The sequence below is a fragment of the Microbacterium sp. NPDC091676 genome (genome assembly GCF_044756645.1).
Classification (GTDB): domain Bacteria; phylum Actinomycetota; class Actinomycetes; order Actinomycetales; family Microbacteriaceae; genus Microbacterium; species Microbacterium paraoxydans_D.
The window spans coordinates 1593141-1616387 of record NZ_JBIVTI010000001.1; the positions used below are offsets into that span (position 1 = coordinate 1593141).

25 protein-coding genes and 2 tRNA genes are annotated in these 23247 nt (G+C 70.7%); 10 read left to right on the forward strand and 17 right to left on the reverse strand.

Annotated features, from left to right (window positions below; translation table 11 throughout):
* Positions 1 to 107: 107 nt before the first annotated feature.
* Positions 108 to 1838, reverse strand: a complete 1731-nt coding sequence (locus ACIQID_RS07865; RefSeq protein WP_312673721.1) for an FAD-binding protein — start codon at positions 1836 to 1838, stop codon at positions 108 to 110.
* A gap of 71 nt (positions 1839 to 1909) precedes the next feature.
* Between ACIQID_RS07865 and ACIQID_RS07870 the strand changes: the two genes are divergently transcribed.
* Positions 1910 to 2845 carry a LysR family transcriptional regulator gene (locus ACIQID_RS07870; RefSeq protein WP_312673723.1) on the forward strand — a complete coding sequence of 312 codons (936 nt, stop codon included), beginning with the start codon at positions 1910 to 1912 and terminating at the stop codon, positions 2843 to 2845.
* Between the two features lie 75 nt (positions 2846 to 2920).
* On the opposite strand, the gene ACIQID_RS07875 is transcribed toward ACIQID_RS07870, so the two are convergent.
* From ACIQID_RS07875 to ACIQID_RS07940, 14 genes are all read right to left on the reverse strand, one after another.
* Positions 2921 to 2993 (reverse strand) — tRNA-Arg (locus ACIQID_RS07875).
* Positions 2994 to 3070: 77 nt separating this feature from the next.
* Positions 3071 to 3655, reverse strand: coding sequence for an asparagine synthase (locus ACIQID_RS07880; RefSeq protein ID WP_312673725.1), 585 nt, complete (start codon positions 3653 to 3655; stop codon positions 3071 to 3073).
* Positions 3656 to 3769: 114 nt separating this feature from the next.
* Entirely contained in the window at positions 3770 to 4621 is an 852-nt protein-coding gene (locus ACIQID_RS07885; RefSeq protein ID WP_331202262.1) for a hypothetical protein, read from the reverse strand.
* A gap of 8 nt (positions 4622 to 4629) precedes the next feature.
* On the reverse strand, positions 4630 to 4875 hold the full coding sequence (locus tag ACIQID_RS07890) for a hypothetical protein (RefSeq protein ID WP_312673728.1): 246 nt from the start codon (positions 4873 to 4875) through the stop codon (positions 4630 to 4632).
* 100 nt (positions 4876 to 4975) lie between these two features.
* Positions 4976 to 5635: a GntR family transcriptional regulator gene (locus tag ACIQID_RS07895; RefSeq protein WP_400283564.1), complete on the reverse strand. Its 660-nt coding sequence runs from the start codon at positions 5633 to 5635 to the stop codon at positions 4976 to 4978.
* A gap of 69 nt (positions 5636 to 5704) precedes the next feature.
* The gene (locus tag ACIQID_RS07900) at positions 5705 to 6346 is read right to left on the reverse strand and encodes an NADPH-dependent F420 reductase (RefSeq protein ID WP_400283567.1); all 642 of its coding nucleotides are present in this window, start codon (positions 6344 to 6346) and stop codon (positions 5705 to 5707) included.
* A gap of 48 nt (positions 6347 to 6394) precedes the next feature.
* A complete protein-coding gene (gene sufU, locus ACIQID_RS07905; protein ID WP_400283570.1) occupies positions 6395 to 6829 on the reverse strand; it encodes a Fe-S cluster assembly sulfur transfer protein SufU in 435 nt (144 codons plus the stop codon).
* Complete coding sequence (locus ACIQID_RS07910; protein WP_400283573.1) at positions 6826 to 8133, reverse strand: cysteine desulfurase; 1308 nt, start codon at positions 8131 to 8133, stop codon at positions 6826 to 6828. Before ACIQID_RS07910 ends, sufU begins: the two co-directional genes overlap by 4 nt.
* A 54-nt stretch (positions 8134 to 8187) precedes the next feature.
* Complete coding sequence (locus ACIQID_RS07915) at positions 8188 to 8991, reverse strand: DUF1206 domain-containing protein (RefSeq protein WP_136051316.1); 804 nt, start codon at positions 8989 to 8991, stop codon at positions 8188 to 8190.
* A 70-nt stretch (positions 8992 to 9061) separates the two neighbouring features.
* Positions 9062 to 9697, reverse strand: coding sequence for a GyrI-like domain-containing protein (locus ACIQID_RS07920; protein WP_400283576.1), 636 nt, complete (start codon positions 9695 to 9697; stop codon positions 9062 to 9064).
* Positions 9698 to 9782: 85 nt separating this feature from the next.
* A complete protein-coding gene (locus tag ACIQID_RS07925) occupies positions 9783 to 10646 on the reverse strand; it encodes a GyrI-like domain-containing protein (protein ID WP_400283580.1) in 864 nt (287 codons plus the stop codon).
* Between the two features lie 84 nt (positions 10647 to 10730).
* A complete protein-coding gene (locus ACIQID_RS07930) occupies positions 10731 to 10865 on the reverse strand; it encodes a methionine/alanine import family NSS transporter small subunit (protein WP_083391612.1) in 135 nt (44 codons plus the stop codon).
* Positions 10862 to 12481: a sodium-dependent transporter gene (locus tag ACIQID_RS07935; RefSeq protein ID WP_312673740.1), complete on the reverse strand. Its 1620-nt coding sequence runs from the start codon at positions 12479 to 12481 to the stop codon at positions 10862 to 10864. Before ACIQID_RS07935 ends, ACIQID_RS07930 begins: the two co-directional genes overlap by 4 nt.
* Before the next feature lie 51 nt (positions 12482 to 12532).
* Positions 12533 to 13324: an SDR family NAD(P)-dependent oxidoreductase gene (locus ACIQID_RS07940; RefSeq protein WP_400283585.1), complete on the reverse strand. Its 792-nt coding sequence runs from the start codon at positions 13322 to 13324 to the stop codon at positions 12533 to 12535.
* Between the two features lie 116 nt (positions 13325 to 13440).
* Here ACIQID_RS07940 and ACIQID_RS07945 point away from each other — a divergent pair, with 116 nt between their 5' ends.
* Entirely contained in the window at positions 13441 to 13932 is a 492-nt protein-coding gene (locus ACIQID_RS07945) for a MarR family winged helix-turn-helix transcriptional regulator (RefSeq protein ID WP_312673744.1), read from the forward strand.
* Positions 13933 to 13997: 65 nt separating this feature from the next.
* On the opposite strand, the gene ACIQID_RS07950 is transcribed toward ACIQID_RS07945, so the two are convergent.
* Positions 13998 to 14086 (reverse strand) — tRNA-Ser (locus ACIQID_RS07950).
* Positions 14087 to 14245: 159 nt separating this feature from the next.
* Here ACIQID_RS07950 and ACIQID_RS07955 point away from each other — a divergent pair.
* Complete coding sequence (locus ACIQID_RS07955; protein ID WP_312673746.1) at positions 14246 to 14953, forward strand: potassium channel family protein; 708 nt, start codon at positions 14246 to 14248, stop codon at positions 14951 to 14953.
* Between the two features lie 6 nt (positions 14954 to 14959).
* On the opposite strand, the gene ACIQID_RS07960 is transcribed toward ACIQID_RS07955, so the two are convergent.
* Positions 14960 to 15964, reverse strand: coding sequence for a LacI family DNA-binding transcriptional regulator (locus tag ACIQID_RS07960; RefSeq protein WP_312673748.1), 1005 nt, complete (start codon positions 15962 to 15964; stop codon positions 14960 to 14962).
* Between the two features lie 148 nt (positions 15965 to 16112).
* Here ACIQID_RS07960 and ACIQID_RS07965 point away from each other — a divergent pair, with 148 nt between their 5' ends.
* From ACIQID_RS07965 to ACIQID_RS07995, 7 genes are read left to right on the forward strand one after another with little or no spacing between them, the layout of a single operon-like run.
* The gene (locus ACIQID_RS07965) at positions 16113 to 17630 is read left to right on the forward strand and encodes a sugar ABC transporter ATP-binding protein (protein ID WP_400283590.1); all 1518 of its coding nucleotides are present in this window, start codon (positions 16113 to 16115) and stop codon (positions 17628 to 17630) included.
* Positions 17627 to 18646: an ABC transporter permease gene (locus tag ACIQID_RS07970; protein ID WP_400283593.1), complete on the forward strand. Its 1020-nt coding sequence runs from the start codon at positions 17627 to 17629 to the stop codon at positions 18644 to 18646. Before ACIQID_RS07965 ends, ACIQID_RS07970 begins: the two co-directional genes overlap by 4 nt.
* On the forward strand, positions 18643 to 19746 hold the full coding sequence (locus ACIQID_RS07975; protein WP_400283596.1) for an ABC transporter permease: 1104 nt from the start codon (positions 18643 to 18645) through the stop codon (positions 19744 to 19746). Before ACIQID_RS07970 ends, ACIQID_RS07975 begins: the two co-directional genes overlap by 4 nt.
* Positions 19743 to 20774: a rhamnose ABC transporter substrate-binding protein gene (rhaS, locus tag ACIQID_RS07980; RefSeq protein WP_312673753.1), complete on the forward strand. Its 1032-nt coding sequence runs from the start codon at positions 19743 to 19745 to the stop codon at positions 20772 to 20774. The genes ACIQID_RS07975 and rhaS overlap by 4 nt, the downstream gene beginning before the upstream one ends.
* A gap of 56 nt (positions 20775 to 20830) precedes the next feature.
* Positions 20831 to 21211 (forward strand): L-rhamnose mutarotase, encoded by a 381-nt coding sequence (locus ACIQID_RS07985; protein ID WP_312673754.1) that lies wholly within the window; start codon positions 20831 to 20833, stop codon positions 21209 to 21211.
* Positions 21208 to 22374: an L-rhamnose isomerase gene (gene rhaI, locus ACIQID_RS07990; protein WP_312673755.1), complete on the forward strand. Its 1167-nt coding sequence runs from the start codon at positions 21208 to 21210 to the stop codon at positions 22372 to 22374. Before ACIQID_RS07985 ends, rhaI begins: the two co-directional genes overlap by 4 nt.
* A gap of 4 nt (positions 22375 to 22378) precedes the next feature.
* Positions 22379 to 23227, forward strand: coding sequence for an alpha/beta hydrolase fold domain-containing protein (locus ACIQID_RS07995; RefSeq protein WP_400283601.1), 849 nt, complete (start codon positions 22379 to 22381; stop codon positions 23225 to 23227).
* Positions 23228 to 23247 lie beyond the last annotated feature (20 nt).

Below are 23247 nucleotides of genomic sequence, written 5' to 3' on the forward strand. Positions count from 1 at the left end.
GGGCGTCGTCCCCCCCCCCCCGCGCGCCCCCGGGGGGGGGGCCCCCCCCCCCCCCCCCCCCGGGGGGGGGGGGGGGGCCCCCCCGCGAAAGCGGGGTCTCGGGGAATCTACTCGACGAGCTTGCCGGTCGTGTCGACGTCGCGCATGAGCTCGGCGATCTCGTCGGGGATGGCGGGGATCTCCTCGCGGGTCACTCCGGCGGTCGGCGACCAGACGAGGTTCACCTGCAACGTGGGATCGGTGTCCGGGAAGTCGCTGCGGTTGTGGCATCCCCGCGTCTCCCGACGCTCCCGCGCCGCCTCCAGCGTGGCCCGGGCGGCGAGCGCGGAGGCCTTGAGGTCGAACGCGTGCGCGAGGTCCTGGAATCCGGCGATGTCCGGGTGGATGCCGATGTCCTCCATCCGCCCCTCGATCATGTCGAGGTCGGCGAGGCCGGCCTTCAGCCCGTCCTCCGACCGCACCACGCCCGCGTACTCGGTCATGAGGTTGCGGATGGCGCGCTGCAGAGCCCGCACGTTCTCGCGCCCCTCCGCCGCGAGGAGGTCGTCGATCTCGGCACGGGCGGCGGCGACCGCATCGGCCGACCGGCGCTGGGCATCGAGTCCCGCGGCGTGGGCCATGGCGGCCTGACCGACGATCCGGCCGTAGACGAGCAGCTCGATGAGGGAGTTCCCGCCGAGACGGTTCGCGCCGTGGAGTCCGCTTGACGCCTCCCCGATCGCGTACAGCCCGTCGACGTCGGTCTGGTGGTCGTCCGGCCGCACCCACACACCGCCCATCGAGTAGTGCGCGGTCGGCGCGATCTCGATCGGGTCCGCCGTGATGTCGAGCATCTGCAGCTCCATCATCGTCTGATAGACGCGCGGAAGCCGGGTCATGATGGTCTCGCGCGGCAGGTGCGACACGTCGAGCCAGACGCCGCCGTTCGCGGTGCCTCGCCCTTCCTGGATCTCGGTGTAGGCGGCGAGCGCGACCCGGTCCCGCGTCGACAGCTCCATCCGCTCGGGGTCGTACTTCGCCATGAACCGCTCGCCCCGGGCATTGCGGAGGATGCCGCCCTCCCCGCGTGCGGCCTCGGAGATGAGCGTGCCGGCGGCGTTCTCGGGCTCGATGATGCCGGACGGATGGAACTGCACCAGCTCCGGATCGCGGAGTCGCGCCCCCGCCTCGACCGCGAGTCGGAAGGAGTCGCCGGTGTTCTCGTCGCGCCGCGACGACGTGCGACGCCAGATGCGGTTGTGCCCGCCGGCGGCGAGGATCACGGCGTCCGCATGGATGAGGTAGCGCGTGCCGTCCGCCTGGTCGAAGCCGTAGGCGCCGAAGACGACGTTGTCGCGCACGAGCAGACGCGTGATGTAGACGTTGTCGAGGATGGGGACGTCGAGCTGCTCGGCGCGGGCGACCAGCGTCCGCTGGATCTCGAGGCCGGTGTAGTCGCCGGCGAAGGCCGTGCGGCGGTAGGTGTGCGCGCCGAAGAAGCGCTGCGAGATGCGACCGTCGCCTTCGCGGGCGAAGTCCATGCCCCAGCGCTCGAGGTCGCGGATGCCGCGTTCGGCGCCCTGGGTGACGATCTGGACGGTGTGGGGGTTGGCGAGGAGGTAGCTCTCCTTGATCGTGTCCGCGGCGTGCTGCTGCCAGCTGTCCTCGGCGTCCATCGTGCCGAGGGCCGCGTTGATGCCGCCGGCCGCGAGCGACGTGTGCGCGTCCTGCCGGGGGCGCTTGCCGACGGCGAGCACGTCGACACCGTGCTCGGCGACCTCGATCGCGGCGCGGAGCCCGGAGCCTCCGGTGCCGATCACGAGGACCGTGGTGGAGATCTGTCGTTCGGGTGCATTCATGCTCTCGACGCTAGTTAGGCGATCCTAATAACTCCAATGCATAGTTCGTCTGGAAACCATGCGGGTACGCTATGGATATGAACCTCGAGCAGCTCCGCGGGTTCGTCGAAGTCGCCCGCCTCGGCCACTTCACCCGCGCCTCCGAGCACCTCCATCTCGCGCAGCCCTCGCTGAGCCGTCAGATCTCGACCCTCGAGCGGGAGCTCGGCGCCGAGCTGTTCCATCGCGCTCGCGGCCACATCGCCTTGACGGCCGCCGGCGAGACGGTCCTTCCGCACGCGCAGCGCATGCTCGCCGAGGCCGACGCCATCCGTGACGAGGTGGCCGAGCTCGCCGGCCTCCGCCGCGGCCGGGTGCGCCTCGGCGCCCCGCCCACTCTCTGCATCAGTCTCGTCGCGGAAGCCCTCAGCACGTTCCACGCCGCGCACCCCGGCATCGACCTGCACCTCACCGAGGGCGGATCCCGGCTGCTCGTCGAGCAGCTCGCGGTCGGCGCCGTCGACATCGCCCTCGTCACCCAGTCCGAGGGTCCGGTGCCTGCGGGGGTCAGCCTCACCCACGTCCCGCTGCTCGCCGAGGAGCTCGTGGTGATCTCGTCGGCGGCTGCACCTCCGGTCACCCACGGCCCGTCCGTGAGCCTGGCGCACCTCGCCACCCTCCCGCTCATCCAGTTCGACGAGAGCTACGAGCTGCGCGCCGCGATGGACGCCGCCTTCCGCGCCGCCGACCTCACCCCGACCCTCGCGCTGGAGGGTGCGGAGATGGATGCGGTGCTGCGCTTCGTCGAACGAGGCGTCGGGGTCGCGGTGGTCCCCGCGATGGTGCTGTTCGAGCGCCCCGCGCTGCGGTCGGCGCGCCTCGCCCACCCCGCGATGTCGCGGACCATCAGCCTCGCCCACCGCTCCGACGTCACACCCGCGGTCGCGGTCGCGGCGATGCGCACCGCCATCATGGCCACGGCGGCCGACCTCGCCGCGCGCGACCCGGCGATCACCAGCCTGCTCTGACCGGGGCACGGGCCCGGGACAGCGAAAACCCCCGCCGCTTCCGCGACGGGGGTTCCGTACTGTCTCAACACAGTGTGCGCCTCGAGGGACTCGAACCCCCAACCTTCTGATCCGTAGTCAGATGCTCTATCCATTGAGCTAGAGGCGCAGGACCCGCGGTGTTTTACCGCCCAGCGGGCCGACGACCAGCCTACAACAGACGAGAGCGGAAAGCGAAACGAGGGCTCAGTCCGCCTTGGCGGCCGTCTTCTCCTGCTTCTTCCGCCGTTTCTCCTTGGCCCGCTGCTGCGAGGAGAGCGCCTGGAGATCGACCAGTCGCAGCGCCTGCATCCGCGCCTCGCGCATGCGCGCGTAGTCCGGGTCCTGATCCGGTCGCATGCCCTCGACGCGCAGCCGGCGGTCGAGATTGTGCCGCACATCGGCCCAGGCCGCGGCGCGCGCCTCCTCGACGATGCTCTCCAGCTGGGCACGGTCGTCCATCATCTCGCGCAGACGCTGTGCGACGCCGAGCGACTGCTTGGCCCGCCGCCGGAGGTTGCGCACATCGCGGTCACGGTAGTCGTGGGTGCCCACCGGATCGGAATGCCGACCGCGGGCGCGCTTGCGCAGAGCCGTGACCGTGGCGGCGGCCTCCTCCGACTCCGCAGCCATCGCCCCGAGGGCAGCCCTCGCGTCCTCGACGTACTTGTCGAGGTCGAAGACGCCGTCCTCCGCGATGGTGCCGATGAGGATGTGATTCTTCACGGCGAGGCGCGCAGCGGCCGTCGCGATCGCGACGCCTTCGGCGATGGCATCCGCAGTCCGTCCCACCGGCACCTCCTTCTCTCGAGCGTACCGGTATCGATGCCGCGCAGTCTCGGCCGGAATGGCTCCGGAACAGCATGCCGCAGACGTCCGACATCGGCAGGCGGCATCGGACCGTGCTCAGCCGACGACACCGACCCAGATGCCCGAGGCCCAGGCCTGCTGCTCCCCGGAGCACCCCACCGACCCGGGGAAGCCGCGGACCACGGCCATGCAGTTGGCGAGGAACTCCGGATCGCCGCCGAACATCGCCCCGTACGCGCCCGAGGACGTCAGGGTGCCCCAGACCCGGAACTGATAGATGTGAGCCAGCTCATGCGCCATCGCCCAGTTCAGGCGCCCCTCGCTCCAGCCGGTGATGTCGGCGCGGTACTTGATGTAGCCGTTGCTGTTGGCGCAGGCCGGGGCTGTGCCGCCCGCGCACGACGACGACTCGTACAATCCGACGCCCCCGCCACCGACCCTGTCGAGGGCGGCGCGCACCCGCGCGTAGCCGTCCGGCCCACTCGACGCCCAGGCGGGTCCGCCGGGACCGGCGCTCTGCGACGCCTGCCATCCGGCGACCTCGGTGCCGACCTTCTGCGTGAGGGCCTCCACCGTCGCGGTCGCCGCGACCACGGTGTCCGGGTCATGGCGCTCGGCGCGCACGGTCTCCTGAGCCGACCGGGCGGAAGCGAGATGCGCCGCCGTGTCGACCTTGCCGTCCGCGCCCTGGAGGACAGCGGCCAGCGTCGAGAGCTCCTCCAGGAATGCCGGCCGCACCGCCAGGACGGAGGCGCGATCCTCCGCGTCCTGCTCGGCCCGCGCGACGGCGCCGGCCAGGTGGTCGGTGCGCTGTGCGGCGTCGTGCGAGTGGTCGGCGAGGACGGAGAGCTCCGCCAGCGCCTCCGTCCGCTCGTGATCGAGCGCATCGGCGCGTGCGACGACGGCCGCGGCGAGAAGCACGGCCGCGGAGACGGTGACCGCGAGCACCCGACGCCTCACGGCAGGAAGCCCGTCGTGTCGGACAACTCGTCGTCCTGCTCGGCGATGCGGGACCGCAGAGCGGTGAGGCGCTCCGCCAGCTCGAGGTTCTCGGTCTGCGACTCTTCGAGCACCTGCTCGATCCGCGCGATCTCGGCCCTCACGGCGGCGACGCCCGCTGCACGCTCCTGGTCGGCGACCCCCAGGAGGACAGCACCCCCGAGTAGGAGGATCCCCCCGACGACGACAGCAAGACTTCGCATCTCGCTCCCCAGGACAGCGCGAACAGACCGGACCGACTCCGACCGGACAAGGATACAGCCGCCGGTGGCGCGCCTGGGGGTCGTCTTCCTCGCGGACCCCTCAGGAGGTCGCCGTGCGTGCCAGCCGGCGTTCGGCCGCGGAGTGCCCGCTCGCCAGATGCGCAGGGACGATCCGGCGCAGGACCTCGACGTCACGGGCGCTGACGGCCTCGAGGATGACGCGGTGCTCCTCCGCCATCGCCTCCAGATCGTCGTGCTGCCCGAACAGCCAGCGCAAGCGCGTCAGGAAGACGGCGATGAGCTCGCCGAGCATCTCGTTGCCCGCCAGGTCGACGGCGACCTCGTGGAACGCCGCGGCCGCCGTGCGGGCGGCCTCCGCGTCGCCGGCACGGGCCGCCGCGAGCTCGCGCTCGTACGATTCGCGCAGCCTGGCGAGCCCGTCGGAGTCGTGGCGCTCGGCCGCGAACACGAAGATGAGGGTCTCGATCGCCTCGCGCACCTCCGCGAAGTTGCGGATGTCGTCGTGGGTGAACTCGCGCACCACGGCCCAGGTCCGGGGTCGTGCGACGACGACGCCCTCCGCGACCAGCGTGCGGACGGCTTCACGCACCGGGAGCCGTGACACGTTCAGTTCGGCCGCGATGTCGCGCTCCACCAGTCGCGAGCCGGGCGCGCGCCGCCCCAGCACGATGTCGTCTCGGAGGATCCTCGTGACCCTGACCGACTCGAGTTCCCCGCCTACCCCCACAGCCCCCGCCATCCGGGCATTGTCGCACCCCGGGCCGGGATTGGCCAAGTTTGGTATCCCAGACCGGGGCGCGCGCCAGGGTCAGGGCAGACGGTTCGCCCGCGCGACGTTGGCCGTCAGCTCTTCCGCGTTCTGCCGGATGACATACGCCGGACGATCACGCTCGACCCGCCACGACTCGCTGAGCGGGCCGACGTTGACCGTGTCGAAACCGGCCTCGTCGTAGAAGCGGGTGACGAACGCCACGGCCTCCTCGTCGTCCCCGGCCGTGGCCAGCGCGCGACGGTTCGGCGTACCCGCGGGGGTGCCGTCGGTGGTGATCTCGGCGGCGTAGATGTGGTTGAACGCCTTGGCGATCTTGGACTCCGGGAGCTGCGCCTGCACGAGCTCGGACGTGGTGGTCTCGCCCTTGTCGAGGGCCTCGATGTGCCCGTCGCGCTCGAAGTAGTAGTTGTTCGTGTCGAGCACGATCTTCCCGGCGAGCTGCGCGGCGGGAAGCTGATCGATCGCGCGCAGCGGCACCGTCACCACGGCCACGTCCGCCGCGGCGGCCGCCTCCTCCGCCGTCGCCGCCTTCGCGTGCGACCCGAGCTCTGCGACGAGATCGGCCAGGGTCTCCGGCCCCCGCGAGTTCGCGATCACGACGTCATAGCCGTTGGCCACCGCCACACGGGCGACCTGGCTGCCGATGTTGCCTGCTCCGATGATTCCGAGAGTTGTCATGCTCGGGCCAACGCCGGCCAGCCGATGCTATTCCCGTCCAGAGCGCGGTCAGAGGCGTGTGAGCGCGTCCTCCGCCGCCACCCAGGCGAGCATCGCGCACTTCACGCGCGCCACGTACCGCGACACTCCCCCGAGCGCCGCGGCGTCGCCGAGCAGCTCCTCGTCCGGCTCTATCGTTCCGCGGGAGCGCATCGCCTCCCGGAACGCCGCGATGCGCACCTCGAGCTCGTCCACGGTGAGGCCCTCGGCGAGCTCCGCGAGCAGCGACGCGGAGGCCTGGGAGATGGCGCACCCGTGTCCCTCCCACGTGATCGCCTCGACGCCGCCGTCGGCGCCCCGATGCACCTGCAGCGTGATCTCGTCGCCGCAGGTCGGGTTGAGCTGATGCGACTGCGCGGGGATCTCCTCGCGGAGGCCGAAGCCGTGCGGCGTGCGCGAGTGGTCGAGGATCAGCTCCTGGTACAGGCTCTGCAGGTCGCTCATGCGCCCCTCCCGAAGAACGCGATCGCTCCGGCGACCGCCTCGATGACGGCGTCCACCTCGGACGCGGTGGTGTACAGGTAGGTGCTCGCCCTCGTCGACGAGGTCACACCCAGCCGACGGTGCAACGGCTGGGCGCAGTGGTGACCGACGCGCACCGCGATGCCCTGGTCGTCGAGGAACTGCCCGACGTCGTGCGAATGGATCCCGGCCACGTCGAAGCTCGCGAGGCCGACGCGCGGCAGCTCGATGCCCGCGCCCAGGACCCGCACGCCGTCGATCGCCCCGAGCCCTTCGACCAGACGCTGCCCGAACGCGGCCTCGTGCGCGGCGATGCGATCCATCCCGACCGCGGAGAGGTAGTCGACCGCGGCGGCGAGCGCGATCGCCTGGGACACCCGCTGCGTGCCCGCTTCGAAGCGCTGCGGCGGCGGCAGGTACTCGGCCTCGGTCGTGGTGACCGTCGTGATCATGGAACCGCCGGTGAGGAACGGGGGCATCACGGTGAGGACCTCGCGACGGCCGTAGAGCGCGCCGATGCCGGTGGGGCCGAGCATCTTGTGGCCGGAGAGGACGGCGAGATCGACCCCGAGCGCGTGGAGGTCCAGCGGCAGGTGCGGAGCCGACTGGCAGGCATCGAGCAGGGTGAGGGCGCCGACCTCCCTGGCCAGCGCGACGAGGGTCTCGACGGGGTTGATCACGCCCAGGACGTTCGACACGTGGGTGAAGGCCACGAGCTTCGTGCGCTCCGAGATGATCTCCGCGGCCGCATCCAGACGGAGGGCCCCGTCGTCGTCGAGCGGGATGACCCGGAGCGTGGCCCCGGTGCGCGCAGCGAGCTCCTGCCAGGGGATGAGGTTGGCGTGGTGCTCCATCTCGGTGGTGACGATCTCGTCCCCTTCGCGGAGCCGGAGAGGCTCGGCCGCGGCACCACCCCGGCCGAGGGAGGCGTTGGAGAGGGAGTAGGCGACGAGGTTGACCGCTTCGGTGGCGTTCGAGGTCCAGACGATCTCGTCGTCATCGGCGCCCACGAACCGGGCGAGGGTGCTGCGGGCGTCCTCGAAGAGCTCGGTCGCCTCGGCGGCCAGCGTGTGGGCGCCGCGGTGGACGGCCGCGTTCATGGTGGTGGCGAAGCGGCGTTCGGCGTCGACCACGGACTCCGGACGCTGCGACGTCGCCCCCGAGTCGAGGTACGCCAGCGGGTGGCCGTGGACGCGGGTGTGCAGGATCGGGAAGTCCTCGCGGATCCGCTGCACCTCGGTCTCGGTCAGCGGGGTGATCACGTCGACTCCGGGAGAAGCGCTCATCGTTCCAGTCTCCCATCTTCCGGCCGACCGGGGCCCGGCGGAGGCGCGGAAGGACTAGGACATGCGCGCGAGACGGGCGCGCGCGATGCAGAAGGCGCCGTATAGGGCGAAGCCGACGCCGACGGCACCGAGGATGAGCCGCCCGAACGGCAGGCTGAGCAGGCTGTGCAGCGCGGCGTCGAGACCCGCAGCGCGTTCCGGGTCCTGCGTCACGGCCGCCACCACGAACAGCACCCCGGTGACCCCCACCGCGATGCCCTTGCCGATGTAGCCCACGATGCCGAGCGCCATCACCCCGGCGCGGGCGGCTCCTGTCGGCACGTCGATGAGCTTGCGGAAGGAGCGCATGATCCCGCCGATGATGAAGCCGATGCCGACACCGATGACGCTGAGGCCGATCACCACGAGCAGCGCCACCCCGCCGGGCGCGGCGAGGACCACCTGGCTCAGGGTCTTCGACGCGTCGGAGGATTCCGCGCGGCCGCCCACGGCGTAGACGAGCGCCAGACCGGCGATCACGAGGTAGGTGCCGGAGATGCCGAAGAGCTTGAGGCGCTTGCCCCACTTCTTCGTCTCGGCGGGGTCGGCGGCGAGGAACCCGCTCGCCACCTGCCACACGGCGAGAGCGAAGAGGCCGACGGCGATCGCGAGCAGCAGCAGTCCGCCGATCGGGTTGTTGCGCACCTGCTCCATCGCGCCATCCTGGTCGGCGTCTCCGGAACCGCCTGCGGCGATCGTGATGGCGATCGCGCCGATGATGATGTGGATGATGCCGAGGACGACGAAACCCGCGCGGGCGGTCCGCCGGAACGCGGTGGAGTCCTTCGCCACGCGTGCCGCATGCTTGACGGTGCTCATGCTCGAAGAGTATCCGCCGCGCGGGATCCTGATCAGGGGGTTGCTTTCCGGACGCCCGGTGCGAAAGCGCTCAGGTGATCCGCTCGACCGGCTGCCGCAGGATGGTGCGCAGCTTCTCCGGGGCTGTCCGTCGGCGGTCGCTGAGGTAGATCTCGTGGTGCCGCCCGCGCAGCCGCAAACCGTTCTCCGGGACGAAGCGCTCGTGCAGTTCCTCCAGCGCGGGGCCCTCGTCGTCGAACGGCCCGACGTGCAGCGTCTGCACGCACAGGCCCTCGTGGAGCACCTCCCGCCGGACGGCGGCCAGCGTCGGGAGCTCTTCCCCCTTCTTCGCGACCTTGGCTGCGACGGTCTCGACGGCGCGGTCGAAGAGGGCGGGAGTGACGTGGTCGCCCACCATGATCATGAGCGTCCAGAGCCACGTCGACTTGTCGCGTCGGGTGGTGAACGACGCCATGTCGGGCGCATGCCACAGGCCTTCCAGAGGCATGACGACCTGATCGATGCCGAGCTCGGCCCGACTGGCGAACTTGAGCGTGTACGCCAGGGGGTAGAGCGCCGCGACCGCATCGAAGAAGGCCGGAGCGGTGTTCGGATCGCCGGCGCCGTCGACCATCAGATAGGTCAGCGGCGGCACGTCGAGGACACGGAAGGCGCCCCGCTTCGCCTGGTACGCGTCGAGCGTCTTCTTCGGATCGGTCGCCGTCATGGCCTGCCTCCGGGTCGTCGTGCGGTCAGTGTGCCATCGGCCACGGACATCGGGTCGAGCCCCACGGGCCCGACCCGATGCGTGGTCAGCTCTGCTCGACGGGGAGCCAGAGCTCGCAGGACGCCGTGTCGCCGGTGAACTCCCGGTAGCGGACGATCGACGGCCCGGGCCGCAGCCGCCACGGGTTCGACGGGAACCACTCGGTCGCCGTCGCCGCCCACAGATTCTGCAGGGTCTCGGGGAAGGGTCCGCTCGCGCCGAACACGGCCCAGGTGCCCTCCGCCACGCGCAGGGCGTCGAGCTCGTCGGGAACCGCGGTGTCGTCGCGCACGGCCACCCCGTGCAGGTAGGTCAACGGCGTCCCCTCCGGGGCGTCCGGATCGATGTCGGCGGTCACGGCGAGGATGCCCGCGGGCTCCTCGTTCCCGAGGGCCTTGAGTCGGGCGTGCTCCTCCGGCGGGATGCCGGCGATGTGCGCCTGGATGTGCGGATTGACGCCGACGTGGACGAGCGGGACCTCCGCGGCATGGCCGACGAGGACGAACGCGGGGCGGTGGGTGATGGTGACATCCATCGGGGTGCTCCCTTCGACGCTCAGGCGGAACCGGAGCGTGGGTTGTGTGCGGAGAGGACCCCCGTGCCGACGCGCGTCAGCCGGCCCGATGCCGTGCACGGCGCGGAACGCCCGGGCGAACGCCTCGGTCGACCCGTAGCCGTGCCGAACGGCGACATCGAGCAGACTCGGTGCGCCGGCGGCGAGCTCCGCGCCCGCGAGCGTCATCCGACGCCGCCGTACGTACACGGTCAGCGGCATCCCGGCGAGCGCCGAGAACATCCGGCGCAGGTGGTACTCGGTGGTGCCGTGCGCGCGGGCGAACGCGGCGACGTCGATGTCCTGACCGCGGTCTGCGTCGACGAGGTCGACCAGGGCGTTGAGCGTGCCGATCACGGGGGTCCTCCTTTCCCCCTCATCGTCTCGCCGCCGCCCATCCGCGCACCCGACCGTTCCGACCCGATGCGATCGGGTCGGTGATCAGAGCTCGACCGGGACCGCCGGCTCCGTGTCCTCCACCTCCGGGTGACGGGCGAGGTTCACCACGGCCGCAAGGAGGCCGCCCCACACCGTGACCATGGCGATGATCATCATGACGATCGCGGTGGTGGTCATGCGCCCGCTCCCTTCGTCTGCGCCGCCGGGACGGCGATGCTCGTCGTCTCGGGGTCGGCGGCGTACTCCTCCTGGTCCAGGAAGTCGTCGTACCCGACGTCGTCCTTGGCACGGGAGCGCCTGCTCCACGGCACCAGCGACAGCAGCACTCCGCCGACCACCAGGGTGATGACCATGCCCCAGCCGAACACGCCGAGGAACCAGCCGGGGTAGCCGCTGTACGGCTCGGCGATCTTCGTCAGGAGTTCCGTTATCAGCAGGTAGCCGAGCACGAGCGGGGCCAGGACACCCACGAGCAGGCGCCAGAGCAGCCCGACCCGGAAGCTGGACCGCCGGTTGAGATGCTCCTGCAGCTGCGGCAGCCTGTGCAGCACCCACGCCACCACGATCACCGCGACGAGGGCGACCGCCATGATGCCGAAGGCGTTGACGAAGGCGTCGGTGGTGTCGAGGACCGACAGCGCGGTGGTGGTGGAGAACAGGGCCATCGAGATGACGGCGAGCGGGATGGAGACGATGAGCGTGGTGCGCACCCGTCCCCACCCGAGCTTGTCCTGGAGGGCGGCCACGATGACCTCGAGGATCGAGATGAGGGAGGTCACACCCGCGAAGACGAGGGCACCGAAGAACAGCACGCCGATGATCGACCCGCCGGTCGCCTGCGAGACGATCGTGGGGAAGGCGACGAAGGCGAGACCGATGCCCGAGGTCGCGACGCCGGAGACCTCGGTGCCCTGCGCCTGGGCCATGAACCCGAGGGCGGCGAAGACGCCGATGCCGGCGAGGATCTCGAAACCGGAGTTGGCGAACGCGACCACGAGTCCGGAGCCGGTGAGGTCGGTCTTGCGCTTCAGGTAGGAGGCGTACGTCACCATGATCCCGAACGCGACGGACAGCGAGAAGAAGATGTGCCCGTAGGCGGACGCCCACACGGCCGGGTCGGCGAGCGCCTCCCAGTTCGGCGTGAAGAACGCGTTGAGGCCGTCCAGGGCGCCGGGGAGGAAGAGCGCCTGCACCACGAGCACCGCGAACATGAGGGTGAGCAGCGGCATCAGGATCATGTTGGCGCGACCGATGCCGCGCTTGACGCCGAGCGCCATGATGATGATGACGATCAGCCACACCGCGATCAGCGGCAGCCCCACCTGCGGCACGAACTCCCCGGACAGGCCGACCTCCGCGACGTCGGCCGACTGCAGGAAGTCGACGAAGAAGAAGTCGTTCTCGTTGCCCGCACCCCAGGTGAGCTGCGCGGAGAACCAGGTGTACATGCCCGCCCACGCGACGATCACCGCGTAGTACACCGCGATGACGACGCAGATCAGCACCTGCCACCATCCCAGGGGCTCGGCGGCCCGGTGCAGGCGTCGGAACGCGAGGGGCGCGGAGCCCCGGAACCGGTGGCCGATCGCGTAGTCGAGGAACAGCAGCGGGATACCGGCGGTCAGCAGCGCGCACAGGTACGGAATGAGGAACGCACCGCCGCCGCCTTCGTAGGCGACGTAGGGGAAGCGCCAGATGTTCCCGAGACCCACGGCCGAGCCGATCGCCGAGAGGATGAACACGTTCCGCGAGCCGAAGGCCTCGCGCTGCGGGGTCTGGGTCGGTTCAGGCATGCCCGCGAGGATACCCGAACCGGGACACCCGGGCGACTCGCCCGGCCGCGCTCACAGCATCGCGGTCAGCACCCCGCCGTCCGCCCGCAGCGCGGCGCCGTTCGTCGCCGATGCGCGGACGCTGGAGAGGTAGACGACGAGGTCGGCGACCTCGGCCGGATCGAGGAAGCGGCCCAGCAGGGTCGTCGTGTTCTGTCCGATGATCGCCGCCTTCATCGCCTCCTCGGAGACGGATCGGGCCTCGGCGACCGCGGCGACGCTCGTCGCGACCCCCTCCGAGTAGGTGGGTCCGCCCAGGACGGTGTTCACCGTCACGCCGCTGCCGCGGGTGAGCTTGGCCAGACCGTTCCCGAGCGCGATCATCGCCGCCTTCGTCACGCCGTAGTGCACCATGTCGGCCGGGACGTTGACGCCGGACTCGCTGCTGACGAAGACGATCCGCCCCCAGCCCCGTTCCCGCATCCCCTGTAGGAGAGCTCGGGAGAGGCGCACGCCGCTCATCACGTTCACCTCGAAGTAGCGCGCCCAGTCCTCGTCGGTGACGTCCGCGAAGTCGGCGAGTCCGAAGAGGCCGACGTTGTTGATGAGGATGTCGACGTCGCCGAGCCGCTCCGTCAGCCGCGCCACCTGCGACGGATCGGTGAAGTCCGCGGCGATTCCGGACACGGTCACCTCCGGATGCGCGAGGGCCAGGACGCGCACCGCCGCGTCGACGCGTCCCTCGTCACGACCGTTGATCACGACATCGACCCCCTCGGCGGCGAGAGCGGACGCGACCGCATATCCGATCCCCTGGCTCGATCCGCTGATGAACGCCCTCTTACCGCGCAGCCCCAGTTCCATCCGTCTCCCTCTCACTTCCGCGGGCGTCCCGCATGACTTGCCTGAGCAAGTCATACTAGCCACCACTCACTTTCCCAAGCAAGCGAAGAGCGCGGCCGAACCGCTACGGTGGAGGAATGTCGCCGTCCTCCCCCGCTCCCTTGAACGCCGAAGAGATGGACGTCTGGTCGGCACTCGCGACGCTCCTCGAACGGCTCCCGGCGGCCCTCGACGCGCAGCTGCAGCGCGACAGCGGACTGACCCACTTCGAGCACGGCATCCTCTTCGCCCTCGATGCGGCGCCGGAGCGCACGCTCCGCCTCAGCGTCCTCGCCGGCTACGCGAACAGCACGCTGTCCCGGCTCTCCCGCGCGGTCACCCGCCTGGAGGCGAAAGGCTGGGTCCGTCGCGAGGTCGATGCGGAAGACGGGCGCTTCACCCTCGGCATCCTCACCGACGCCGGCCACCGGAAGGTCGAGGAGTCGACTCCCGCGCACCAGTCCCTCATCCGCCAAGTCGTCTTCGACACCCTGACCCCGGCGCAGGCCCGGCAGCTCGGCACGGCGAGCCGGAAGATCTCCGCCGCGCTCTCCCCCGACCCGACCTGGATGCCGGGGACGCCGGCGTGAGGAGGGCCGCCTGCATGCGAGAACACGAAAGCCCCGGCGAGCGGACTCGTCGGGGCTTCTCAGTGCGGAGACGAGGGGATTTGAACCCCTGGTCCCCGTAAGGGGACTCCACCTTAGCAGGGTGGTGCACTAGGCCGGACTATGCGACGTCTCCAGGCATCCGGCTCGAGAGCACGGATGCACCCCACCATCATAACGGGTCCGACGCGTGGTCACGAACCGCCGGTCTCGGATGGTCCCCGGAGCGGCCCGATCGCCCTGCGATACTGGCCGCACGAGGCGGGGTCCTCCCCCGCGGACGAGAGGAGACGCCATGTCCGAGTCATCGGGAGCGCACGTCCGCGCGGGATTCGCCGCCCCGGCCGACCCGAGGCGCGGCGCCCTCGGCTATGCCGCGGTGCTCGCCCTCCTCATCGTGTCGTACGGCCTGTGCGCGGCCCAGCCCGGCACGGTCCCCAGCCCCTGGGCGTTCCTGGCGATGCTGGTCACGGTCGCGATCGTGTTCCGCGTGACCAGGGCGCACGCCCTGGTGCAGCGGGTGTCGTGGGTGGTGCTCTCGGCCGCCGGCCTGGCCGCCCTCCTCGCGGCGTTCTTCGCCACGGACAGCCCCGCCCTCGCCGTGGCGCTCTCCGCCGCCTCCATGATCGCGCTGCTCGTGGCGCCGTGGGCCATCATCGCGCACCAGGTCACCCGCCGAGGCCTCGACGTCGAGGCGCTCCTGGCCGCGGTGACCGCGTACATCCTCGTCGGCATGTTCTTCGCCTTCGTCTACAACCTGCTGTCGCTGCTGCTGCCGACCCCGCTGTTCGGCGATGCGGCGAACGACTCGCTCGGCAATCAGCTCTTCTTCTCGTTCACGGCACTGACCACGACGGGCTACGGGAACCTCGTCCCCGTCGGACCGGGCGTGCAGGCGGTGGCCGTCGCCGAGGGGATCACCGGGCAGCTCTTCCTCATCACCGCCGTCGCCCGCATCATGCGCGGTGCGAGCGCCCAACGCTCCACACCGACGCCGGCCTGATCGCGGTCACTCCCCGGTCGTCGAGCGGCGGGCGACGAGCTCCGGCCGGAACAGCACGTGCTCAGGCGCCGGCGCCACCTCGTCCTGTCCTCGCAGCAGCAGGTCGACGGCGGTCGAGCCGATGAGCGCGGCCGGCTGCCGCACCGAGCTGAGCGGGATCACGGCGGCCGCGGCGAAGTCGATGTCGTCGTAGCCCACGAGCGCGATGTCCTCGGGGACCCGGGCATCGCCGGTCATCACCAGGCTCTGCAGGAGGCCCAGGGCCAGGAGGTCGTTCGCCGCGAAGACCGCGTCCGGTCGATCCCCGGGGGCGCGGTCGAGGATCTGCGTACCGGCCCGGCGTCCCTCCTCGACGGTGAGCGCGGAGGTCGGGATGAACTCCAACCCGATCCCCGCCGCGGCCGCCGCGGCCTGCGCGCCGCTCAGACGGTCGGAGACCTGACGCAACGCGACCGGGCCGCCGACGAAGGCGATCCGGCGACGACCGACCGCCAACAGATGCTCGGTCGCGATGCGCCCGCCCTCGACGTCGTCGACGGCGACGGAGGCGAACCGCTCATCCTGTGATTCCCGGTCGACGAGCACGGCGTGCGTCCCGCGCTCGTGCATCCGCACCAGCCGCGGCAGGGATTCCGCCACGGGAGTGACGAGCACGCCGGTCACCCGCTGCTCCTCGAAGAGATCGAGATGCATCGCCTCCCGTTCCTGCTTCTCGTCGCTGTTGGCGACGAGGACGGAGAGTCCGTGCTGGTCGGCGCGCTCCTCGGCTCCGCGGATCACCTCGGCGAAGAACGGGTTGCGGATGTCGAGCACGACGAGCCCGATGGTCCGGCTGCGCCCCGCGCGGAGCTGCCGCGCCGCGTCGTTGCGCACGAACCCGAGGCGGTCGATGGACGCCTGCACCCGGGCCACGGTCTCCGCGGCCACCTTCTCCGGCCGGTTGAGCACGTTCGACACGGTCCCGACGGAGACACCCGCGTCCTCGGCGACCTCCCGCACGCTGACGGCCATCGCGCCCTCCCTCCGGTTCCCGCCGCTGAAACGACTCATCCGCGGGGATCGCCTCAGACTCTCACGCCGTATTGACACGCGTCAACACAGCCCCTAGTCTCAACTCCATCAGGGTTTGAAACGATTCATTCCCTCAATGGAGAGAGAAATGATGTCCTCACCCACGACGGCGCCCGTGCTCGAGCTCGCCGACGTCCAGAAGGCCTTCGGGTCGGTGATCGCCCTGCGCTCCGGCACCATCGCCGTCCACCCCGGCTCCATCCACGCCCTCGTCGGAGAGAACGGGGCCGGCAAGTCCACCCTCGTGAAGATCGTCGCCGGTCTCTACCAGCGCGACGGCGGGATCTTCCGCCTCCGCGGCGAGGAGGTCGACTTCACCTCGACCGCGCAGTCCAAGGCCGCCGGCGTCGCTGTCATCTATCAGGAGCCGACGCTCTTCCCCGACCTCTCCGTCACCGAGAACATCTTCATGGGCCGCCAGCCGATCGGGCGGCTCGGGCGGATCGACCGCAAGGCCATGCGCCACGAGGTCGAGCGGCTCTTCACCCGCCTCGGCGTCACCATCGATCCCGACCGCCCCGCGGAAGGGCTGTCGATCGCCGACCAGCAGGTCATCGAGATCGCCAAGGCGGTCTCCCTCGACGCCACGCTGCTCATCATGGACGAGCCCACCGCGGCACTCTCCGGCGTGGAGGTGGAGCGCCTGTTCGCGATCGCCCGGAGCCTGCGCGACGAAGGCCGCGGCCTCATCTTCATCTCCCACCGGTTCGACGAGGTGTTCGCGCTCTGCGACACCGTCACGGTCATGCGGGACGGCGCGTACATCGCGACCTCCGCCATCGCGGACACCACGGTCGACGAACTCGTCCACCAGATGGTCGGCCGCGAGGTGTCCGAGCTGTTCCCGAAGCAGGAGGCGGCGATCGGCGGTCCGCTGCTCGAGGTCGAGGGGCTGACGAGTCCCGGCCTCTTCCACGACATCTCGTTCTCCGTCCGTGCCGGCGAGATCGTCGGGCTCGCCGGCCTCGTCGGCGCCGGGCGCAGCGAGGTCGCCCGCGCGGTCTTCGGCGTGGACGGGTACCGCGAGGGCAGCGTGCGCATGAAGGGCCGCCGGATCCGCGCCCGCCGTCCGGTGGACGCGATGCGCGCCGGTCTCGCCCTCGTCCCCGAGGACCGCCGGAAGCAGGGCCTCGTCATCGAAGCCGGCGTCGGCGGCAACATCACCCTCGCGATCCGTCGGCGTCTCGCCCGCCTCGGCCTGCTCACCACCGCGATGGAGAACCGCGCCGCTCGGGAGTGGGCCTCGCGGCTCGAGGTGAAGACCCACGCCCTGGACACCGTGGCCGCGACGCTCTCCGGCGGCAACCAGCAGAAGGTCGTCCTCGCGAAGTGGCTCGCCACGCAGCCGCAGGTGCTGCTCATCGACGAGCCCACCCGCGGCATCGACGTCGGCACCAAGTCCGAGGTGCACCGCCTGCTGTCCCAACTCGCCGGTCAGGGCATGGGCATCCTCATGATCTCGTCCGAGCTGCCCGAGGTGCTCGGCATGGCCGACCGGGTGCTCGTGATGCGCGAGGGTCGCATCACGGCCGAGATCCCCCGCTCGGAGGCCACCTCCGAGAACGTCATGTTCGCCGCGACGCACGCATCGGAGCTCAGCTCGTGACCACCGCCATCCCCGTCTCCGCGCTCACCAAGCGCATCTCCGGTCTCGGCAGAGCCCGCGAGTTCGGCATCCTCCTGGCCCTCGTGCTCGTGGTGACCGCCGCGACCCTCAACAACCCCAAGTTCCTGTTCAGCGCCGACGGCTGGCGCGACCTGCTGCTGACGCCCTCGATCCTCGTGCTCGTCGCCGTGGGACAGGCCATCGTCCTCATCACGCGGAACGTCGACCTGTCCGTGGGTTCCGTCATGGGCCTGACCGCGTACCTGACCGGTCGGCTCTTCATCGACATCCCCGGCATCCCGATCGTCCTGGTCGTGGTCGCCGCGGTGGTGCTCGGCGCCCTCCTCGGCCTCATCAACGGCGCCCTCGTCGCGTACGCCAAGGTGCCGGCGATGGTGATCACCCTCGGCACCCTCTACGCCTATCGCGGCATCAACGTGCTGTGGACGGGCAGCGACCGGGTGAACGCCTCCGACATGCCGCGCGACTTCCTCGCCCTCGGCACGGGACAGCTCCTCGGCATCCCGACCCTCGCGATCGTCGCGGTCCTCGTGCTCGCCGTCGCCGCCTGGTACATGAAGAACACCCGCGGCGGCCGCGAGTTCTACGCGATCGGCTCCGACCCGGCGGCGGCCGAGCTCTACGGCCTGCAGGTCACCCGTCGCGTGCTCACCGCGTTCGTCCTCTCCGGAGCTCTCGCCGGACTCGCCGGCGTCTTCTACGCGGCCCGCTACGGCACCATCAACTCCCAGGCGGGAGCGGGTTGGGAGCTGGACGCGGTGGGCGCGGCCGTCATCGGCGGCGTCGCGATCACCGGCGGCATCGGCTCGGTCTGGGGCGCGGCGATCGGCGCCGTCCTGCTGCTGACCATCAACCGGGCGCTGCCGATCCTCGGGATCCCCGACTTCTGGCAGCGTGCCGTCGTCGGCCTGCTCATCATCGGCGCCATCGTGCTCGACCGCGTGCTCGCGGTACGGCAGAGACGGCGGCTCATCGAGGCGAGGGACGAATCATGACGACCGCGACCGCCACCGCGACCACTCGCGTCATCCGCGACTACGACAAGCCCCTGTGGCGCCGGCTGCTGCTCACGCGCGAGGCCGCGATCGTCGGCCTGCTCCTGCTCGTCGCGATCGTCTCGGCCTCCAGCATCCGCGGGTTCGGACAGCCCATCACGCTGACCTACCTGCTGCTCGACATCGCGCCGATCCTGCTGATCGCCCTGCCGATGACCCTCATCATGATCACCGGCGAGATCGACCTCTCGGTGGGCAGCATGGTCGGACTGTCCAGCGTCGTCACCGGCGCTCTGGTGCAGTCGGGGATCCCGTTCGAGCTCGCGGCCCTCGCCGCCCTCGTCGTGGGCGTGGTCGGCGGAGCGTTCAACGGCTTCCTCGTGACCGTCGTCGGCCTGCCCTCGCTCGCGGTCACGATCGGCACGCTCGCGCTCTTCCGCGGCCTCGCCGTCGGGCTGCTCGGCACGGCGGCCGTCACCGACTTCCCGGAGTTCTGGACGGCTCTCGCCAAGGCGAAGATCACGGGGACCCCGATCCCCGTCATCACGATCCCGTTCCTCGTGCTCGTCGCGGTCTTCTCGGTCCTGCTGCACTTCACGCCTTTCGGCCGCGGGGTGTACGCGATCGGTCTGTCGAAGGACGCGGCGCACTTCTCCGGTGTGCACGTCGAGCGCACGAAGCTCATCCTGTTCGTGCTGTCCGGGGCGGTCGCCGCGTTCGCCGGCATCTTCTACACGCTCCGCTACGGCAGCGCCCGCGGCGACAATGCCACCGGCCTCGAGCTCCAGGTCATCGCGGCCGTCGTGCTCGGCGGCGTGTCGGTGTTCGGCGGTCGCGGCAAGATCTACGGCGTCATCGCCGCCGCCTTCCTCATCGGGGCGCTCGCGAGTGCCCTCCGCCTGGTGAACGTCACCTCCGACGTCATCAACATCATCACCGGCACGCTCCTCGTGATCTCGGTGGTGGCCGCAAGCTTCCTGGCCTGGCTGCAGAAGGCACGCCGCCGACCGGGCAGACCCCCCGCCGGTGCCGCCACAGCGACGAAGGCACCGATGGACGCCGCATCCGCGGCATCTCCCGACGAAAGGAACGAACAATGACGTTTGCACGCAAGCGTGTCACCGCCTTCGCCGCCCTCGCGGTCGCGGCGGCGGTCGCACTGACCGGCTGCGCCGGCTCCACCGACGGCGGAGGAGACGGCGGCGGCGACGGGGCGGACGCCTCGATCACCTTCCTGCCCAAGAACCTCGGCAACCCGTACTTCGACACGTCCAGCGAGGGCGGCAAGAAGGCCGTGGAGGAGTTCGGCGGCACGTTCTCCGAGGTCGGGCCTGCCGAGGCCACGCCCGACGCCCAGGTCAGCTACATCAACACGGCCACGCAGCAGGGTGTCGGCGCCCTCGTCGTCTCGGCCAACGACCCGCAGGCCATCTGCGACGCGCTGAACGAGGCCAGGGACGCCGGCGTCAAGGTCGTCACCTTCGACTCCGACACCAACACCGACTGCCGCGACCTGTTCATCAACCAGGCCGACTCCGAGGGCATCGCGAAGGTGCAGATCGACCTCATCGCCGACCAGATCGGCGGCGCCGGGGAGATCGCCATCCTCTCCGCCTCGGCCAACGCCACGAACCAGAACGCCTGGATCGAGCTGATGGAGGAGTACGTCGCGAGCGAGTACCCCGACATCACGATCGTGGAGACGGTCTACGGCGACGACGACGACCAGACGTCGTTCGACAAGACGGCCGCGCTGCTCCAGACGCACCCGGACCTCAAGGGCATCGTGTCGCCCACCACGGTCGGCATCGCCGCCGCGGCGCGCTACCTGTCGACGTCCGACTTCAAGGGCCAGGTCGCGCTGACCGGACTCGGCACGCCCAACCAGATGCGCGAGTACGTGGAGGACGGCACCGTCACCGCCTTCGCGCTGTGGAACCCGGCCGACCTCGGCTACCTGGCCGCCTACGCCGCGCAGGCCCTGATCGCGGGTGACATCACCGGCGAAGAGGGCGACAGCTTCGAGGCCGGCGACCTCGGCGAGTACACCGTCGGCGCCGACGGCGTCGTCCTGCTGGGCGACCCGTTCGTGTTCGACGCCGACAACATCGGCGACTTCGACTTCTGAGTCGCCCTCCGGCCGGCGCTCCCCGCGAGCGCCGGCCGGACCCCGAGAGGAATCGCATGACCCGCGTCGCCTTCCAGCTCCAGGTGAAGCCCGAGCTGCTGTCCGAGTACCTCGCCCGCCACACGCCGGTGCACGCGGAGATGCTCCGCGAGATCGCGGCCGCCGGACGGCGCGACTACAGCCTCTTCCTCGGAAGCGGCGGCGTGCTCTTCGGCTACTACGAGACCGATGACGACGCGGCCGCGCAGGCGTACCTCGCCGCCTCCCCCGTCGCCGCACGCTGGGAGGCCGAGATGGCCCCCTTCTTCCTCGACCTCGACGGCCGTCCCGATCAGGCCGCCACCCCTCTCACCGAGGTGTTCCACCTCGAAGACCAGCTCGCCGCCGCCGGCGAGAGCGTCACACCCGCCACCGACAACGAAGGCCGTGCATCGTGAGCATCCTCACCCCCGACATCCTCGCCGCACTCGAGAAGCAGAGCATCGAGCTGCCCAGCTGGGCGTTCGGCAACTCCGGGACCCGGTTCAAGGTGTTCAGCACTCCCGGCACGCCCCGCGACCCGTACGAGAAGATCGCGGACGCCGCGCAGGTCCACGCCCACACCGGGCTCGCCCCCACCGTGGCGCTGCACATCCCGTGGGATCTCGTCGACTCCTTCGACGACCTGCGCCGTCATGCCGAGGACCACGGCGTCTCCCTCGGCACGGTGAACTCCAACACCTTCCAGGACGACGACTACAAGTTCGGCGCTCTCACCCACGAGGATGCGGCTGTGCGCCGCAAGGCCATCGACCACCACCTGGCCTGCATCGACGTCATGGATGCCACCGGCAGCCGCGACCTGAAGATCTGGCTCGCGGAGGGGTCGAACTACCCCGGGCAGGCCGACCTGCGCGGGCGGCAGGATCGCCTGCACGACTCGTTGCAGCAGATCTACGCACGCCTCGGCGACCACCAGCGCCTCGTGCTCGAGTACAAGTTCTTCGAGCCGGCGTTCTACCACACCGACGTCCCGGACTGGGGGACGTCCTACGTGCAGGTGACCGCCCTCGGCGACAAGGCGATGGTCTGCCTCGACACCGGTCACCACGCGCCGGGCACCAACATCGAGTTCATCGTGATGCAGCTGCTGCGCCTCGGCAAGCTCGGCTCGTTCGACTTCAACTCCCGCTTCTATGCGGACGACGACCTCATCGTGGGTGCCGCCGACCCGTTCCAGCTGTTCCGGATCCTGTTCGAGGTGATCCGGGGCGGCGGGCTGAACAACCCCGACGTCGCCTTCATGCTGGACCAGTGCCACAACATCGAGGACAAGATCCCCGGACAGATCCGCTCCGTCCTGAACGTGCAGGAGATGACCGCCCGGGCGCTGCTCGTCGACCGCGAAGCGCTGGCGACCGCGCAGCGCAGCGGCGACGTGCTGACGGCGAACGCCGTCTTCATGGACGCCTTCTCCACCGACGTCCGCCCGGCCCTGGCCGCATGGCGAGAGGAGCGCGGTCTCCCCGCCGACCCGATGGCGGCGTATGCGGCGTCCGGGTACGGGCAGCGGATCGCGCAGGAGCGCGTGGGTGGCGTGCAGGCGGGCTGGGGAGCCTGATCCGATGACCGTCGACGACATCCGCGACCACGTCCTCGACGGGCCGCACGGTGCGCTGCGTGTGCGCGTCTACTCCCCGGGGCTGCCGAGCCGTCACGGCCTGGTCTGGGCGCACGGCGGCGGATTCGCGGGCGGCGACATCGACATGCCGGAGGCCGACGCCGTCGCGCGGGCGTTCGTCGACCACGGGATCGCCGTGGTGAGCGTGGACTACGCCCTCGCCCCGGTGACGACGGCGTGGGCCGCACGCCTCGATGCGGACGAGCGCGACGGGGTGCACTACCCCGTCCCCCACGACGAGCTGGTGGCGGCCTTCCTCTGGGCCGCGTCGTCGGGCATCGCCTCCGGGTCGTGGGCGATCGGAGGTGCCAGCGCGGGCGGCAACCTCGCGACCGGCGCGGCCCTCCGCCTCGCCCACGAGGGCGGCGTCGTGCCCGCGCTCGCCGTCCTCGCCTACCCGACGCTGCAGGCGGTGCAGGCCGCCCCCGACCGGGAGCTGCGATCGCTGCTCGACACCGATCCGGCGGCCGACGTGTTCCCTCCGGACTTCGTGCGCGGCATGTACGAGAACTACCTCGGTGGCGACCCGGCGCAGGCCGACGTCTATGCCGTCCCCGGCACCGCTGAGCCCGCGGCGCTCGCCTCCTTCCCGCCCACCATCATGGTCAACGACGAGACCGACGAACTCCGCGTCTCCGGCGAGGCGTTCGCCCGCTCCCTCACCGCCGCCGGCGTCGAGGTGGCCGTCGCTGTCGAGCCGGGCACCACGCACGGCCACCTCAACCGCCCCGAGGAAGCCGCCTTCGCCGCGACGATCGATCGGTTCGCGGCGCGGATCCTGCAACTCCCCTGACTCCCCGGCGTCGACCGGGC

Coding starts and splice junctions, on each gene's coding strand:
- sufU (WP_400283570.1), bottom strand. CDS start 6,829: ATGAGCGACCTGCAGAGCCTGTACCAGGAGCTGATCCTCGACCACTCG.
- rhaS (WP_312673753.1), top strand. CDS start 19,743: ATGACGTTTGCACGCAAGCGTGTCACCGCCTTCGCCGCCCTCGCGGTC.
- ACIQID_RS07900 (WP_400283567.1), bottom strand. CDS start 6,346: ATGACAACTCTCGGAATCATCGGAGCAGGCAACATCGGCAGCCAGGTC.
- ACIQID_RS07985 (WP_312673754.1), top strand. CDS start 20,831: ATGACCCGCGTCGCCTTCCAGCTCCAGGTGAAGCCCGAGCTGCTGTCC.
- ACIQID_RS07870 (WP_312673723.1), top strand. CDS start 1,910: ATGGATATGAACCTCGAGCAGCTCCGCGGGTTCGTCGAAGTCGCCCGC.
- ACIQID_RS07960 (WP_312673748.1), bottom strand. CDS start 15,964: ATGGCCGTCAGCGTGCGGGAGGTCGCCGAGGACGCGGGTGTCTCCGTC.
- ACIQID_RS07920 (WP_400283576.1), bottom strand. CDS start 9,697: ATGACGGCGACCGATCCGAAGAAGACGCTCGACGCGTACCAGGCGAAG.
- ACIQID_RS07935 (WP_312673740.1), bottom strand. CDS start 12,481: ATGCCTGAACCGACCCAGACCCCGCAGCGCGAGGCCTTCGGCTCGCGG.
- ACIQID_RS07965 (WP_400283590.1), top strand. CDS start 16,113: ATGATGTCCTCACCCACGACGGCGCCCGTGCTCGAGCTCGCCGACGTC.
- ACIQID_RS07975 (WP_400283596.1), top strand. CDS start 18,643: ATGACGACCGCGACCGCCACCGCGACCACTCGCGTCATCCGCGACTAC.
- ACIQID_RS07890 (WP_312673728.1), bottom strand. CDS start 4,875: ATGCGAAGTCTTGCTGTCGTCGTCGGGGGGATCCTCCTACTCGGGGGT.
- ACIQID_RS07930 (WP_083391612.1), bottom strand. CDS start 10,865: ATGACCACCACCGCGATCGTCATGATGATCATCGCCATGGTCACGGTG.
- ACIQID_RS07910 (WP_400283573.1), bottom strand. CDS start 8,133: ATGAGCGCTTCTCCCGGAGTCGACGTGATCACCCCGCTGACCGAGACC.
- ACIQID_RS07865 (WP_312673721.1), bottom strand. CDS start 1,838: ATGAATGCACCCGAACGACAGATCTCCACCACGGTCCTCGTGATCGGC.
- ACIQID_RS07940 (WP_400283585.1), bottom strand. CDS start 13,324: ATGGAACTGGGGCTGCGCGGTAAGAGGGCGTTCATCAGCGGATCGAGC.
- ACIQID_RS07915 (WP_136051316.1), bottom strand. CDS start 8,991: ATGAGCACCGTCAAGCATGCGGCACGCGTGGCGAAGGACTCCACCGCG.
- ACIQID_RS07995 (WP_400283601.1), top strand. CDS start 22,379: ATGACCGTCGACGACATCCGCGACCACGTCCTCGACGGGCCGCACGGT.
- ACIQID_RS07955 (WP_312673746.1), top strand. CDS start 14,246: ATGTCCGAGTCATCGGGAGCGCACGTCCGCGCGGGATTCGCCGCCCCG.
- ACIQID_RS07945 (WP_312673744.1), top strand. CDS start 13,441: ATGTCGCCGTCCTCCCCCGCTCCCTTGAACGCCGAAGAGATGGACGTC.
- ACIQID_RS07895 (WP_400283564.1), bottom strand. CDS start 5,635: ATGGCGGGGGCTGTGGGGGTAGGCGGGGAACTCGAGTCGGTCAGGGTC.